The organism is Rhodococcus sp. 1R11 (assembly GCF_004563845.1).
Lineage (GTDB): Bacteria > Actinomycetota > Actinomycetes > Mycobacteriales > Mycobacteriaceae > Rhodococcoides.
Window position 1 is genome coordinate 460,847 of sequence record NZ_SPNG01000001.1, and the last position, 14,096, is coordinate 474,942.

Sequence of the window (14,096 nt, forward strand, 5' to 3'; positions counted from 1 at the left end):
TACGTCAGGAGCGAACCAGATCGTCCGTCGCTCGGGCGATCGCCAGCTCCTCGTTCGTCGGCACCACCAGCACCGTGACGGCCGAGGAGTCGGCGGAGATCACGCGAGCCTGCTTGCTGCGCAAGGCATTACGTTCGGGGTCGATCCGAATGCCGAAGTGTTCCAGGTTCGCCAGCGCGTCGGCGCGCACGGCAGCAGCGTTCTCGCCGACGCCTGCAGTGAACGTGATGGCGTCGAGCCGCCCGAGCCCGATCATGTACGCGCCGATGTACTTACGCAGCCGGTGGATATACACGTCGTATGCCAACCGGGCCGACGCGTCGCCGTCGTCGATGCGTTGTTGCAGTTCCCGGAAGTCGTTGACCCCGGACAGTCCGATCAGACCCGACCGGCGGTTGAGGAGGGCATCGATATCGTCGACACTCATCCCAGCGCTACGACGCAGATGCATGATCACACCGGGGTCGATATCCCCACTGCGGGTGCCCATCACCAGTCCCTCGAGAGGGGTCAGACCCATCGACGTATCGACCGCGCGGCCCCCGTCGACCGCCGATGCCGACGCACCGTTGCCCAGATGCAGCACGATCTGCTTGAGGTCCCCGAGATCGCGTTCCAGGAACAGGGCAACCTGCTCGGACACGTAGCGGTGCGAGGTGCCGTGAAAGCCGTAGCGCCTGATGTCATGTTCGGCTGCGACGGCGGCGTCGATCGCGTACGTCGCAGCAGCGTCGGGCAGAGAATGGAAGAACGCCGTATCGAACACGGCTACGTGCGGCACGTTCGGCAGTTGCTTCCGCGCCACCTCGATACCGAGGACGTTGGGCGGATTGTGCAGCGGAGCAAGGCTGCTCAGGTCCGAAATCTGCTGAACGACAGTGTCGTCGATGATCGTGGGGCGATAGAAGACCGTGCCGCCGTGCACGACGCGATGCCCGACCGCCGTGACGTCGGAACCCAGTTCGATGCCGGCGTCGGACAGCATCTCGAACGCCAGAGCCAACCCGTCCCCGTGGTCCTCGATGTGCTGGGTTCGCTCGACGCTCTCGCCGCGGTAGTCCAGTTCGACGCGCCCGTCGGCTTCGCCGATACGTTCGACGAGACCACTGGCCAGCGAATCGCCCGAATCGGGATCGACAAGTTGGAATTTGACCGAGGACGAGCCCGAGTTGACGACAAGGATGCTCACGCCTGTGCCTCCTGCTGGGAGATGCCCTGCGCCTGAATGGCGGTGATGGCAACGGTGTTCACGATGTCCTCGACCAGTGCCCCACGCGAGAGGTCGTTGACGGGCTTGCGCAGGCCCTGCAGTACCGGCCCGACAGCGACGGCACCGGCGCTGCGCTGGACGGCCTTGTAGGTGTTGTTGCCGGTATTGAGGTCCGGGAAGATGAATACCGTTGCGCGGCCGGCCACGTCGGAATCCGGCAGCTTCGATTTCGCGACCGACGGTTCGATGGCCGCGTCGTATTGAATGGGGCCCTCCACCAACAGTTCCGGGTTCCGTTCGCGCACGATGGCCGTCGCTTGCCGCACCTTGTCTACGTCGGCTCCCGAGCCGGATTCGCCGGTGGAGTACGACAGCATCGCCACTCGCGGTTCGATACCGAACTGGGCCGAGGTCTGCGCCGAGGAGATGGCGATGTCAGCCAATTGCTCGGCCGTCGGGTCCGGCACGACGGCGCAGTCGCCGTAGGCCAGTACGCGATCGGACAGGCACATCAGGAAGATCGACGACACCGTCGACACGCCCTCGGTGGTCTTGATGATCTCGAACGACGGCTTGATGGTGTGCGCGGTCGTGTGCGCCGCTCCTGACACCATCCCGTCGGCAATACCCTTGTGCACCATCATGGTTCCGAAGTAAGAGATGTCGGCCATGGTCTCGCGGGCACGCTCGATCGTCATCCCCTTGTGCTTGCGCAGTTCGGTGTACTCCTGCGCGAATTCCTCGGCGTAGTCGCAGTTCTTGGGGTCGAGGATGGTCGCCGAGTCCAGATCCACTCCCAGTTCCGATGCACGACGTCGAATCGGGCCTTCCTCGCCGAGGATCGTGAGGTCCGCGACCTGGCGTTGCAGCAGCCTTCCGGCGGCCCGCAGAATTCGGTCGTCGCCGCCCTCGGGGAGCACGATGTGCTTGCGATCGGCACGCGCTCGGTGGATCAGCTGGTACTCGAACATCTGCGGAGTCGTTATGGTCGGGATGGCGATATCGAGCCGTCCCAGAAGGGTTTTGGCGTCCACCCGCTGCTCCATCAGGCCCAGCGCGGTGTCGACCTTGCGCTGAGAACCGACGGCAACACGGCCGCGCGTCTGCGCCGCAGCCGATGCGGTGTCGAAGGTTCCGAGCTCGGTGGTCAGAATCGGCAGTCTCGGACCGAGACCGGCGACGAGTCGTGCGATCGCCGGGTGCGGCTCGATGCCGCCGTTCATGATGATGCCAGCGAGGGACGGAAAGCCGTCCGCCTCATGGGCATTGACGAGTGCAAGCAGTACGTCGGACCGATCCGCCGGCGCGATGACGACGACACCTTCGGTGAGCCGTTCCAGAATGTGCTCGGCCGTCATACCACCGACCATCACCCGCATCGCTTCTCGCTGCAGCAACGACGAATCGCCACTGTAGAGCGTGCCGTCCACCGCGACGAGCAACTCCGCCATGGTCGGCGCGACGAGCAACGGGATCTCGGGCAGGCTCCACGCCGGAACGTCCACCGACGCCAACGCGTCGGTGACGGCGTCCAACTGATCCGGATCGCACCGGTTCGCCACGATCGCAGCGAGATGGGCATGATGCTGCCGCAGTTCGGCCTGGCACAGCGCCGCCAACTGAGCGATCTCGTCGGGAGTTCGATCCGAGCCACGCAGCGCGAGGAGCACAGGGGCACCGAGATTGACCGCGATGCGCGCATTGAACCCGAGTTCACTGGGGCTGCCGACGTCGGTGTAATCGCTACCCACGATCACCACGGCGTCGCACTGCGCAGCCACCTCGTGATACCGACTGACGATCTCGCTCAGCGCCGCATCCTGATCGGAATGCACCTGCTCGTAAGTGACCCCGAGAGACTGCTCGTAACTCAGATCGGCGGTCGTGTGCTCGACGAGCAATTCGAGAATGTAATCCGGCTCCTCCGTCGAGCGAGCGATAGGCCGAAACACACCGACCCGGGCCGTCGTCGCGGCGAGCATCTGCAGCACACCCAACGCAATCGTCGACTTGCCGGAGTCGCCTTCCGGTGACGCGACATAAATACTCGAGGGATACATGTCAGCCGTCTCGGCGCCGGTGGACTCAGCCATAGCCGCCAGCCTAGTGGGGGTCCTTCCGCAGGCTCCACTCCTGCCCAGCCCGGGTCGTTCCGCAGGCTCCACTCCTGCCCAGCCCGGGTCGTTCCGCAGGCTCCACTCCTGCCCAGCCCGGGTCGTTCCGCAGGCTCCACTCCTGCCAAATCTGTGGGGTGTTGACACCGAGCGCAGTCGGGTTGTCCCATGAGCCATGGCCGAATCACCGTTCCCGGATGTTCGCTGGGGCAGCGAGACATCGTTCATCCGCAAGCCCGCCGTCAAGTTCGCGTCGACCAAGCCCGGTTCGTGGGTGATCAGGAACCTCGCAGGCGTCGACCGCTGGTTGTTGACCAAGTCGAACGGCCGATTCACCGTCCTCGGACCGATCGCTGCTCCGGTGGTGTTGTTGACCACCACCGGACGCAAATCCGGTAAGCCGAGGACGAGTCCGCTGTTGTACTACCGGGAGGGTGATCGGATCTTCGTCGTCGGATCCAATTTCGGCCAACAACACCATCCGGCATGGACGTCGAATCTTCTGGCCGATCCGAAGGCCGTCGTCACTATCGGCGGCAGGAAGATACCGGTCACAGCCACCCGAATCACCGGCGACGAGAAGGCCCGCATCTACCGACAGTTCGACGCGATGGTGGAGGTGTACGGCGAGTACGAAACAAGGACCGACCGAGACATGCGATTGTTCGCACTCTCGGCCGATCCCCGCACTTCGACGTAACTAGCCGAGCTTGCGCAGGCGCGGTGCCAGGTCCTTCTCGAACAGCTCGAGGAAGCGCTTCTGGTCGTGCCCGGGCGCGTGGAACACCAGATGGTTCAGGCCCGCGTCGGTGTATTGCTTGACCTTCTCGACGGCCTCGTCCGGGTCCGATGCGACGATCCAGCGCTTGGCGACCTGCTCGATCGGCAACTCGTCGGCGGCCTTCTCCATCTCCATCGGGTCGTCGATGGAGTGCTTCTGCTCGGGCGTCAGCGACAGCGGGGCCCAGAAGCGGCAATTCTCCAGTGCCAGTTCGGGATCGGTGTCGTAGCTGATCTTGATCTCGATCATCTTGTCGATCTCGCCGGCGTCGCGCTCGGCCTTGCCTGCGCCCTCCTCGACGGCCGGGAGGAGCTTGTCGGTGTAGAGCTCCATGCCCTTGCCCGACGTGCAGATGAAGCCGTCGCCCGCGCGTCCCGCATATCGCGCGACGACGGGTCCGCCGGCGGCGATGTAGACGGGGATGCCGCCCTCGGGGACGTCGTAGATCGACGCGCCCTTGGTCGTGTAGTACTCGCCCTCGAAGTCGACGCGATCGCCGAGCCACAGCTCGCGCATCAAGCGAACCGACTCACGCAGTCGTGCGAATCGTTCCTTGAACTCCGGCCATTCGCCGGTGAACCCGGTGGCGATCTCGTTGAGCGCCTCACCGGTTCCCACTCCGAGCATGATGCGCCCGGGGTAGAGGCATCCCATCGTGGCGAACGCCTGCGCGATGACCGACGGATTGTAGCGGAACGTCGGCGTCAGAACGGACGTCCCGAGCTGGATCGTCTTCGTGCGCTCGCCGACGGCCGTCATCCAGGCCAGAGAGAACGGGGCGTGGCCGCCCTCGTGACGCCACGGTTGAAAGTGGTCACTGACAGTCGCGGAGTCCATACCGTGTTGCTCGGCGAGAACACCGAGTTCGACGAGCTCCCGCGGCCCGAACTGCTCCGCCGATGCTTTGTACCCGAGCTTGAGACCCTGCGCCACGCCGAACTCCTGTCGTTGGTCGTCTAGTACTTCGATTGTGCACCTGCGGCGGTTAGCGGTGTGCTACTGGATACCCAGAACAGTGACCACCGCAGCCAATACTGCTACTGCGCCGATGCCGACCGCGAAGATCCACAGGTCCCGGGACTCGGGCATGGGCGCTCCGCTCTCGAGGGCGGCGCGTACTCGCATCCATCTCCGCAGTCCGATGACGGGTGCGGCGGCCGCGAGGCCGATGAGAATCAGGCCGAGTGCAGTGCGAACCCAGCCGGTGCTGAATCCGGGAACCAGGTGAACGATTGCGATCCCGCCGGCGAGCAACCCGAGCGAGGTTCTCAGCCAGGCAAGAAAGGTGCGTTCACTGGCGAGGGTGAACCGCTCGTCGGGGCGCGTCACGCTGGAGCGGTGATGCGTTCGCGGATGAGTCGGGCAACGAGTTCAGGATCGTCGGGGGTGAAGACCGGCGAGATGCGGCGGATGGTGAGCACCACTGCAGTGTCCTTCTTCGGACGCATGACGTCCAGCGGGAGCCACTGGTCGGTTGTCGACGCGCCCCACAGCCGCCAACGTCCGTTCCAGTTCCCCAGCACGGCGGTGTCTACGGCACGAATGTCGCCGTAGGGGACGAACTTCTTGATCGCGAACGGAAAGTAGTAGTGCCGCAACGTGACCCCGCTGTCGTCCACGCGCACGAGACCGTCGTCGTAGTGGACCGTGGGTGTTGTTCGCATAGTTAACGGTAGGCCTGCTCGGGACGCTCTCGCAACCGTGATCTCGAAACCTGTCGGTGGGTCGAGATACTCTTCCTTCAGTTCGAACACGCGTTCTGAACTGTGGGTCACCGGGGGGTGAAAAAAATGGCTGCACCAGTGGTGTCGTTGGATGCGTTGACCGCTGCCGCGCGGGAAGAGAATCGGCATGCGGCCCGAAAGATCGCTGCCTGCTACGACTTCCACCTCACCTGCATCGCCCAGGATGCCAAGCATCGGCAGTACAGCCGGTACGGACGCACCGAGATGGCACTGGCGTTGAGCTGCTCCGCCACCGTCGCCGAAGCGTACGTGTCCGTCGGCGTGGCACTGCACACCCGACTGCCGCTGGTGAAGAAGGCATTCGAGGCCGGCGACATCGACCTCCCCCGCGTACGTACGGTGTGCCGGATCCTCGACAACCTCTCCGACGACATCGTCAAGTCCGTCGAGGGCGACATCGTCGAAGCAGCCCGACGGTCGTCACCGGGCCCGCGCGAGCAGGAGATCTGGGACATTCTGCTGCGCGTCGCGCCCGAGGAAGCAGCATCACTACGCGAATTCGCGAAGAAGTTCCGCAATGTCTCCTACGCCGCGGCTGGGGAGTTGGCGCGGATCCGAGCAGAATTGACCGCGCCCGAGGCCGCCGCCGCATGGCAGCTGCTCGAGGAGATGGCCGATACGCTCTGCCCGAAAGACCCCCGCGGCAAACAGGAACGACTGTGTGATGCGTTCATGGCGCGAATGCACGGTGAACCCAGGCTGACATGCCTGTGCCAACGCGCGGACTGCCCGAAGACCGAGACCGAGACCGAGATGCCGGATCGTCGGGTGCCGTTGACGATGATCACCGTCGACATCGCCACCCTCATCGGACTGTTGGCGAACCCGGCGTACCTGGCCGGGCACGGATCCATCGACCCCGATCTGGCACGGGAGTTGGCCCGCAACAGTCAGTGGCAGATCCTGCTCACCGAAGCCGTCACCCTCGCCGAGACACTCGGACTGGCCGTGCAGAACCCGGAGACCGGGGAATGGGAACGACACTCCGCTGAAACCACAGACGAGCCGAACACGGCAGAGCCCGAGCCGGCACAGTCGAACTCGGCAGAATCGAACGTAGCCGAATCGCATACGCCAGAAACACAAACGGATACGGATGCGAGCACAGGCACGCCCGCGAGAAAGGCCGCGTCAGGTACTGCAGCGTCGGATACAGCCGCGGGAACCACCGCGCTAGCACCAACGAATCACTCGGGCAACGTGTTTGACGATTCCAGTGCCAATACTACTGACGACGCAAGTGCCAATGCTACTGACGATGTCGAACGCGCAGGCGGCGCCGGAGTTGATCCCGCGGACAGCCCGCAGTCCGGTATCGACGCAGCCACTCGACCCAATACTCCCGCCACCGGCACCGGGACCGGCACCAACCACACAACGTCGCGCGCAGCGAGCGCCGCACCACGACCGCCACTACCGCCACTACCGCCACTACCGCCACTACCGCCACTACCGCCACTACCGGACCCAGGATCGCATCCCGGCACGAGACCGGACCCGGATTCAGCTGCACCAGAATCTCATTCGACAACCGACACAACCCCACCCGAGCCGACCGCCGATGACGACACCCGGCAACGACGGCGGAATGCCCTGGCCTCCGCTGCAGCCTTGTTCTGTACCCACGCCCCCGTCGGCCGGGGCACACGGCACAGCTCTGCCCTCGACCTGCCGTCCGCGATCCAGCGCACCAACCGGACGATCCCCACAGCAGGCCACAAACCCACTGACCGCACACCCTCCGGCATCTACCTCGGCAATGCATCCCTCGCCGCAGCACTCGAAGCCGCGATCGCCGCCGACCCCACCCTCGCAACATCCGTCCGACGCGACCCACTCACCGACCGCGCCCTGATCTACAGACCCGACGCCCTCACCACCGCCGCCGTCCGGCTCCGCGACCGCCACTGCCGCTTCCCCGGCTGCCACCGCCCCGCGGACCGCTGCCAACTCGACCACGTGATCCCGTTCGATCACGCCAACCCACTCGGCGGCGGCTGGAGCACCGTCAACAACCTCCAATGCCTCTGCGAATACCACCACAGCGTCAAAACCGCCGGCTACTGGAAAGCAGTCATGCTCCCCGGCGGCGCGATCCTGTGGACCTCCACCTCGAAGACCACCCGAATCACCCTGCCCACCAACGGAACAGCCGTACCCATCATCGGCAACGACCTCCGCCCGAACATCCCCACCAAACCGAGACGATCCGGCATGATCGCCTACCCCGACCCACCCGACAACCCGAACCCCGAGCCAGAACCGACCAACGAAGAAGACGAGGAGCCGCCCTTCTGACCTCAGACGTCGGCCGCTCGTTCCGGTGTTCTCACCAGCGTCAGCTGAGAGGTCTGGCGCAGCGAGAATCCGATCGAGAGGTACAGCTCGATAGCGCGGATGTTCGTCGCGGCGGCATGCAGGAACGGCTCGTCACCTCGGGCCCTGATGCCGTGACCGACCGCGCGGACCAGCTCGGTGGCCAAGCCCTGTCCGCGATGAGCCGGGTCGGTACACACTGCGCTGATCTCGGTCCACCCCGGCGGACGCATGCGCTCCCCTGCCATCGCGATCAGAGCGCCGCCTCGTCGGATACCGAGATACGTGCCGAGTTCGCGGGTGCGTGGAAGGAACGGGCCCGGCTCGGTGCGTCGCACGAGATCGAGCATCTCGGGCACGTCGTCGGCTGTCAGTTCTACGGCCTCGGCCAACGGCCGGGTCTCGAGTTCTGTGCCCACGAGTTGCACGATCCCGAAGCTGTCGACCACAGACCACCCCTCGGGCACATCCACCACCGACCCCCGCAATCCCACGATGCTTCGCGGCCCGAACAGCACTGCGATGTCGTCCCAGTCTCGTGGCTGCAGGACGTCGGGGTGCGCCAGAAAGGGCGAGACCTGGGGATCAGCGCGAATCACTCGGCCGCGCGTGATCGCAAACCGTGACAGCGCACCCCCGAGGGAGGTACGAATGGGATCGTCGAGAGGGTGATCAGACACGTCGGTCAGCGTCCCATGTCGGGCTCGGCAGTTGCTCACGACCCACTCCGTCACCAATACTTATACCGGTATAGTTATTCGCATCGAACCGAAAGGCCTTCCGTGATCGAAATCCTGCCCCCGAGCAAAATTCCCCTTGCCCGTGAAACCGGTGCACTCGTCGCCGAAATTCTCGAGACCGTCCGCGAACGTGCGACCGTCGGCACCAACCTGCTCGAGATCGACGAATGGTCCAAGGACATCATCCTCGGGGCGGGTGCGACGTCGTGCTACGTCGACTACGCGCCGTCCTTCGGGCGCGGACCGTTCGGCCACTACATCTGCACGTCGGTCAACGACGCTGTGCTGCACGGGTTGCCGCACGACTACAACCTGGCCGACGGCGATCTGCTGACCCTCGACCTTGCCGTGATCCTCGGCGGCGTGGCGTCGGACTCGGCTATCAGTTTCGTCGTCGGCGAGAACAAGCCGGCGGAGAGCCTGGCGATGATCGATGCCACCGAACGAGCGTTGGCCGCGGGCATTGCCGCCGCACTTCCGGGCAACAAGATCGGCGACATCTCCCACGCCATCGGGACGGTTCTTCGCGAAGCCGGCTACCCCATCAACGTTCAGTTCGGTGGTCACGGAATCGGATCGACCATGCATCAGGATCCGCACGTATCCAACACCGGCAGGCCCGGCCGCGGCTACGGCCTTCGCCCCGGCCTGATGTTGGCGCTCGAGCCCTGGGTGATGGCGGATACCGACGAGCTGGTCACCGACCCCGACGGCTGGACGTTGCGCAGCACCACCGGTTGCCGCACCGCCCACAGCGAACACACGGTCGTCATCACCGACAGCGGGGCCGAAATCATGACCCTACGTTCATGACTCTGCGTCGGTAGAGAGTCACAAACGCTTCTCGAAGGTGTTGGAGAACGGCAGCAGTTCGTACGGCGGGAACACAGGGATGCGGGTGTAGCCACTCTTCTCGTAGAGTCGCACCGCGTCGGGCTGCCGATCACCGGTCTGCAGAATCAAGCGTCGCAATCCCTGGTCGCGGGCCGCGTTCTCGGACGCCTGCAGCAGTGCGGTCGAGACTCCGGACCCGCGGTGATCAGGATGAACGAACATTCGCTTCAGTTCGAGGTCGGGGCCGTTCCACCGCAGAGCGGCATGTCCGACGGCCTGCTCGACGTTCTGCGCATCGCACCGATAGACGACGAACGTGCGATGCACGTCGTCTTCGTCCACGGCGTTGGCCTGCGTCTTCGCCATCAAGGCCGCTCGGTCCGCGTATCGGGGACCCACCTCCGATGCCATTGCTGCACGGAGCGATTCGGCGTCGGGATGGTTCCAGTCGACGGCGCGGGTGACGAGGTCTGTTCGGGACTGCGCTACATCGGTCACGCTCGATCGGACCACGCGCTACGGGCCGACGTCAACCGATGCAATCACGGTGAGTTTTTTACTGGTCCGATCGGCCGTCGTCGTTCACTGTGACACCGTGAACACGAACTGTCGCTGCCCACGCTGACCATCCGACCTCCCCACCGTCGACAGCACTTGTCACCGTCGACAGCACTTGTCACAGGAGCCACAGCCATGAGCACCGAAGCGACCGTCGTTCTTCGTATCTCCGATTCCGGGACGTCATCCCTGCAGGGATTGACTCGCCCGCAATTGCACGCCCTCGCCGACGCTCTGCGCGTCGCCGCCAAAAGCTATGCACCACATGCCAAAATCCTGACGCGTTTCGATGTCCGGGTGAACGAACTCAACGCTCCCCTCGTCATCGACCTACCCGCGCGCGATGTCGTTCTCGCCGACAAGAGCGTTCGATTCAGCCACACCGAGTTCGAGATCTTCGCGTATCTCGCTCAGCATCCTCGTGTCGTAGTGAGCAGATCCGAGTTGAGTGCATCGGACGGCGGCCGCAGTGTCGACGTCCATCTCTCCAGGGTGCGAACCAAACTCGGGCAGTACGGCCGACTGATCACCACGGTCCGCGGCACCGGCTACCGATTCGATCCGGAGCCCGGAATTCGCGTCATCACCGAGCCGTCGGTGTTGCGCAGCGCCTGAGATCAGCTCACACGACTACTGCGTCAGTGCCGCTGTTCTGCGTCGACGGTTACGCCGTACCACCACGAACACGAGCAATGCGACGAGAACCACCGCGATGATCGCGCCCAGTGCCGTCGCTCCGCGGAAGCCGGGTGCGCTGGTATCGAGGGTGCGTTCGCCGGCATGGGCGGCATTACTGGTACCCAGAACGATTGTCAGAGTCAGCAGGTTCGGGATGGCGGTGACGACTGCGAGAATCACCGATCCGATCGCCAACTGCTTTCCCGCCCTGCCCTTTCGGACCGACCACGCACTCCAGAAGAACACCAGTGGCGCGAAGGTGCAGACGATTCCGAACAGCAGGCCCCACAGGATTCCCTTGGTGAACGTTCGGTCGGCCAGGCTCTCCACGCGCAGGCTCCACCAGCGCGGCAGGAACGCCGCCAGAACGAAGTAGGCGATCAACAGAAGTACGATGCCGGCACCGAGCAGGATGCCGCGCCGCTTCCAGTTCGCCGAGCTGGTCGACGGTGCAGGCGTGGTCGGGTCAGCAGTCATAGGCCCATGGTAGAGCGTCGAACACCTCGTACGACCTCACCCGAGACCTGATCGTTAGATGGGAATGTGCCCAGCCCGCTACGACGCCCGTGCACGCTCCGAAGCATCGTCACCGTCGAGGCCCAGGTGTCCCCGCAACGTCGTCGAGGTGTATTCGGTACGGAACACCCCTCGCTCCTGCAATGCCGGGACCAATTTGTCGACCAGATCGCCGATGGCGTCACGCAAGTGGTACGGGTTGATGTTGAAGCCGTCGACCACACGGTGACGCACGAGGTCGGCCCAGTGGTCTGCCACTGCCGCAGGAGTTCCCGAGTGGAAGCGCGAGGCCGGCGACACTTCGAGCACCAACTCTCGGATGGACAGCCCTTTCTCTTCCGAGAGGGCTCGCCACTGCGCGATCTGAGTCAATTTTCCGGTTCGAGCGTCGATGGACAGCGTGCCGCGTGACGGATCCAGCTCGGCGTCCACCGGATCGATGTCGGGTAGTGGGCCCTCCGGGTCGTAAGCCGACAGGTCCTTGCCCCAGTAGTGCTCGAGAAAGGCGATGGCTCGAACACCGTTGTGCGCATTGGATCGAAGCCACTGCACCTTCTCCTCGGCCTCGGCTTCGGTATCACCGAGTACGACGGTGACGCCCGGCAAGATCTTCACGGCATCGGCGGGTCGGCCGTAGGCGACCGTCCGGGCACGTAGATCTTTGGCGTAGGCCACCGCTGCGTCGTAGGCGTTGTTGGCCGAGAAGACGACGTCGGCGTGCCGGGCGGCGAGGTCCCGTCCTCCCGGCGAATCGCCGGCCTGGAACAGCACCGGCCGACCCTGCGCGCTGGGCCGAACGTTGGGTGCCGCAACCGCTTCGAGCAGATCGGTGTGGAACTCCACAGGAGAACCTGCCCAGTACTGCTTCGCCAGTTCGACCACCTGGGTGGCGCGCTCGTAACGGCGTTCGTGCTCCAACCACCCTCCGCGCCTGAAGTTTTCACCCGTCCAAGCGTTGTCGGTGGTGACGATGTTCCATCCGGCGCGCCCGTCCGACAGCGCGTCCAGGCTGGCCAACCGACGAGCCAACTCCACCGGGATGCTGTACGTGGTGTTCTGGGTCGCGACAAGTCCGATGCGCTCGGTCACCGACGCCAGAGCCGCCAGTTGCGTGATGGCGTCGGGCCTGCCGGCGATGTCGGTGGAGAGAATGTCGCCACGGTTCTCTCGGATACGTTGACCGTCCCCGAGAAAGAACGCGTCGAACAAACCGCGTTCGAGGGTGCCGGCGACCTCGACGAACGTGTCGGTGGCCACTTGATCGGGGGCGTTCGGATCCTCCCAGACCGTCTGCGCACCTATCCCTGGATAGAACACGCCCAGATGAATCTGCGCGTTCGGGTCGAACGGTGCGCCGGTGTCCGGGTGATGGTCGATGATGCCCATGACAGCTCTTCTCTACTCGTGCGCAGCCGCGGCGTAGCGGCTGACCGGACGCGGCAACCCCAGGTTCTCCCGCAGCGACAGTCCCGGCGTCGGTCGACGAATCAGATGCGCCGGTACCGCAAGCTCTTTCAACGCCGCACCACCGAGGTGCAGCCGGACTCCGTCTACGACACCGGCGAGGGCCTCGGCCTTCGACAGGTGGTCGATATCGGCGAACACCAGCGCGGCCCCGTCGCGGCGAGCGGCGTCGGCCTGCTCGCCGATCCCGTCCCCGCGTACGAGTGCGACATCGAGCAGATCGGTGATCCCCAGGTCGGCGTCGCCGATGACGACGACCTGCCCCTGCGGCGGACGAGGAGTGATCAGTGGCCCTACGACGTCGAAGAATTCGCCCTCGAAGCGCACGTGATGCACTCGCGCGGGATCGAGATACCGGCCGGACTCCGCGTCTCGAACGACGGCGTCGTCTTCCCACGAATCCCACAGCCGCCGAGCCACGTCGATGACGTCACGCACTTCGGCGGTGGTCTCGGAGCGGACCTCGGATCCGACAGCCGCGTGAGTGACCGCGCTGTTGTCGGTGCCGACCACCCAGGCCCCGCGGCCGTGCGAGGCGTGGTCCACACTCGCGAGTTGTGTTGCGAGGAAGAACGGTTCGGTTGTCAGAGTATGCACCGTGGGTGCCAGGCCGAGGGTGGACGTGGTCGAGGCGACGAACGCCGCTCGACTGCCGGCGTCGAGTCGCTCGCGTGACGAGATCAGGGAATCACCGAAGGTGACCAGGGTGAAGCCGGCGCGTTCGGCGGCGGCCGCGTTCTCCTTCAGGAGCGCGGGTGTCTCGTCGAACCCGTCGAGTTCGACGGCGAAGTACAACGTCTCGGTCATCCTCGGTTCAGCCCTTCGCACTCATCGTGTTCCTGCTTCCTCTGTACCGACGATCTTCACCGGACGGCTCAACCACGAGTTCCGAAGTCCAGCGCCGCGGCGGTGCAGGCAGGCTGAGCTCCGAGTCGATCGATCAACGCCGCCGCCAGTGCTTTCAGCCAGGTCATACGTGGACCCTAGGTTCATCCGCTGTAGAGCACACCCGTTGCGATCACGCTGATTCGAACGACGTAGACGCCGTTACGTAGACGCCGGTACGTAGACGCACAGTGTCAGCACGAGGTCACCACTTCGCGGGCCCGGACCCCATGCCTGTGCTGCCACCGATCAGGT

14 protein-coding genes are annotated in these 14,096 nt (G+C 64.7%); 4 read left to right on the top strand and 10 right to left on the bottom strand.

The genetic code is table 11. The features are described 5' to 3' along the window. Positions 1-4: 4 nt before the first annotated feature. Together E4P29_RS02300 and pta are read right to left on the bottom strand one after the other, a co-directional pair. The gene (locus tag E4P29_RS02300; RefSeq protein ID WP_135041525.1) at positions 5-1,189 is read right to left on the bottom strand and encodes an acetate kinase; all 1,185 of its coding nucleotides are present in this window, start codon (positions 1,187-1,189) and stop codon (positions 5-7) included. After that, positions 1,186-3,303, bottom strand: coding sequence for a phosphate acetyltransferase (gene pta / locus E4P29_RS02305; RefSeq protein WP_209205270.1), 2,118 nt, complete (start codon positions 3,301-3,303; stop codon positions 1,186-1,188). Before pta ends, E4P29_RS02300 begins: the two co-directional genes overlap by 4 nt. Before the next feature lie 196 nt (positions 3,304-3,499). Here pta and E4P29_RS02310 point away from each other — a divergent pair, with 196 nt between their 5' ends. Further along, complete coding sequence (locus E4P29_RS02310; protein ID WP_027498495.1) at positions 3,500-4,024, top strand: nitroreductase/quinone reductase family protein; 525 nt, start codon at positions 3,500-3,502, stop codon at positions 4,022-4,024. Here E4P29_RS02310 and fgd read toward each other — a convergent pair whose 3' ends face one another. The 3 genes from fgd to E4P29_RS02325 all read right to left on the bottom strand — a co-directional run bounded on the left by fgd (position 4,025) and on the right by E4P29_RS02325 (position 5,769). Continuing rightward, positions 4,025-5,038 carry a glucose-6-phosphate dehydrogenase (coenzyme-F420) gene (gene fgd / locus E4P29_RS02315; RefSeq protein ID WP_027498496.1) on the bottom strand — a complete coding sequence of 338 codons (1,014 nt, stop codon included), beginning with the start codon at positions 5,036-5,038 and terminating at the stop codon, positions 4,025-4,027. A 63-nt stretch (positions 5,039-5,101) separates the two neighbouring features. Beyond that, positions 5,102-5,434 (bottom strand): DUF202 domain-containing protein, encoded by a 333-nt coding sequence (locus tag E4P29_RS02320; RefSeq protein WP_027498497.1) that lies wholly within the window; start codon positions 5,432-5,434, stop codon positions 5,102-5,104. Next, the gene (locus tag E4P29_RS02325) at positions 5,431-5,769 is read right to left on the bottom strand and encodes a hypothetical protein (protein WP_135041527.1); all 339 of its coding nucleotides are present in this window, start codon (positions 5,767-5,769) and stop codon (positions 5,431-5,433) included. Before E4P29_RS02325 ends, E4P29_RS02320 begins: the two co-directional genes overlap by 4 nt. Positions 5,770-5,895: 126 nt before the next feature. On the opposite strand from E4P29_RS02325, the gene E4P29_RS02330 reads away from it, so the two are divergent. Then, on the top strand, positions 5,896-8,148 hold the full coding sequence (locus E4P29_RS02330) for an HNH endonuclease (protein ID WP_135041529.1): 2,253 nt from the start codon (positions 5,896-5,898) through the stop codon (positions 8,146-8,148). 2 nt (positions 8,149-8,150) lie between these two features. Here the strand turns inward: E4P29_RS02330 and E4P29_RS02335 are convergent, their stop codons facing one another. Further along, the gene (locus E4P29_RS02335; RefSeq protein WP_135041531.1) at positions 8,151-8,846 is read right to left on the bottom strand and encodes a GNAT family N-acetyltransferase; all 696 of its coding nucleotides are present in this window, start codon (positions 8,844-8,846) and stop codon (positions 8,151-8,153) included. 102 nt (positions 8,847-8,948) lie between these two features. Between E4P29_RS02335 and map the strand changes: the two genes are divergently transcribed. Then, the gene (gene map / locus E4P29_RS02340; protein ID WP_135041533.1) at positions 8,949-9,719 is read left to right on the top strand and encodes a type I methionyl aminopeptidase; all 771 of its coding nucleotides are present in this window, start codon (positions 8,949-8,951) and stop codon (positions 9,717-9,719) included. A gap of 18 nt (positions 9,720-9,737) precedes the next feature. Here map and E4P29_RS02345 read toward each other — a convergent pair whose 3' ends face one another. Further along, complete coding sequence (locus E4P29_RS02345) at positions 9,738-10,151, bottom strand: GNAT family N-acetyltransferase (RefSeq protein ID WP_135041908.1); 414 nt, start codon at positions 10,149-10,151, stop codon at positions 9,738-9,740. A gap of 282 nt (positions 10,152-10,433) precedes the next feature. Between E4P29_RS02345 and E4P29_RS02350 the strand changes: the two genes are divergently transcribed. Continuing rightward, positions 10,434-10,913 (top strand): winged helix-turn-helix domain-containing protein, encoded by a 480-nt coding sequence (locus E4P29_RS02350; protein WP_135041535.1) that lies wholly within the window; start codon positions 10,434-10,436, stop codon positions 10,911-10,913. A gap of 15 nt (positions 10,914-10,928) precedes the next feature. Here the strand turns inward: E4P29_RS02350 and E4P29_RS02355 are convergent, their stop codons facing one another. The 3 genes from E4P29_RS02355 to E4P29_RS02365 form a co-directional block, all read right to left on the bottom strand. Next, positions 10,929-11,453 (bottom strand): permease, encoded by a 525-nt coding sequence (locus tag E4P29_RS02355; protein WP_135041537.1) that lies wholly within the window; start codon positions 11,451-11,453, stop codon positions 10,929-10,931. 78 nt (positions 11,454-11,531) lie between these two features. After that, the gene (locus E4P29_RS02360; protein ID WP_135041539.1) at positions 11,532-12,878 is read right to left on the bottom strand and encodes an LLM class flavin-dependent oxidoreductase; all 1,347 of its coding nucleotides are present in this window, start codon (positions 12,876-12,878) and stop codon (positions 11,532-11,534) included. Positions 12,879-12,890: 12 nt separating this feature from the next. Further along, positions 12,891-13,763, bottom strand: a complete 873-nt coding sequence (locus E4P29_RS02365; RefSeq protein WP_135041541.1) for an LLM class flavin-dependent oxidoreductase — start codon at positions 13,761-13,763, stop codon at positions 12,891-12,893. Between the last annotated feature and the right edge of the window lie 333 nt (positions 13,764-14,096).

Coding starts and splice junctions, on each gene's coding strand:
- pta (WP_209205270.1), bottom strand. CDS start 3,303: ATGGCTGAGTCCACCGGCGCCGAGACGGCTGACATGTATCCCTCGAGT.
- E4P29_RS02310 (WP_027498495.1), top strand. CDS start 3,500: ATGGCCGAATCACCGTTCCCGGATGTTCGCTGGGGCAGCGAGACATCG.
- E4P29_RS02325 (WP_135041527.1), bottom strand. CDS start 5,769: ATGCGAACAACACCCACGGTCCACTACGACGACGGTCTCGTGCGCGTG.
- E4P29_RS02330 (WP_135041529.1), top strand. CDS start 5,896: ATGGCTGCACCAGTGGTGTCGTTGGATGCGTTGACCGCTGCCGCGCGG.
- E4P29_RS02345 (WP_135041908.1), bottom strand. CDS start 10,151: ATGGCATCGGAGGTGGGTCCCCGATACGCGGACCGAGCGGCCTTGATG.
- E4P29_RS02350 (WP_135041535.1), top strand. CDS start 10,434: ATGAGCACCGAAGCGACCGTCGTTCTTCGTATCTCCGATTCCGGGACG.
- E4P29_RS02355 (WP_135041537.1), bottom strand. CDS start 11,453: ATGACTGCTGACCCGACCACGCCTGCACCGTCGACCAGCTCGGCGAAC.
- E4P29_RS02360 (WP_135041539.1), bottom strand. CDS start 12,878: ATGGGCATCATCGACCATCACCCGGACACCGGCGCACCGTTCGACCCG.
- E4P29_RS02365 (WP_135041541.1), bottom strand. CDS start 13,763: ATGACCGAGACGTTGTACTTCGCCGTCGAACTCGACGGGTTCGACGAG.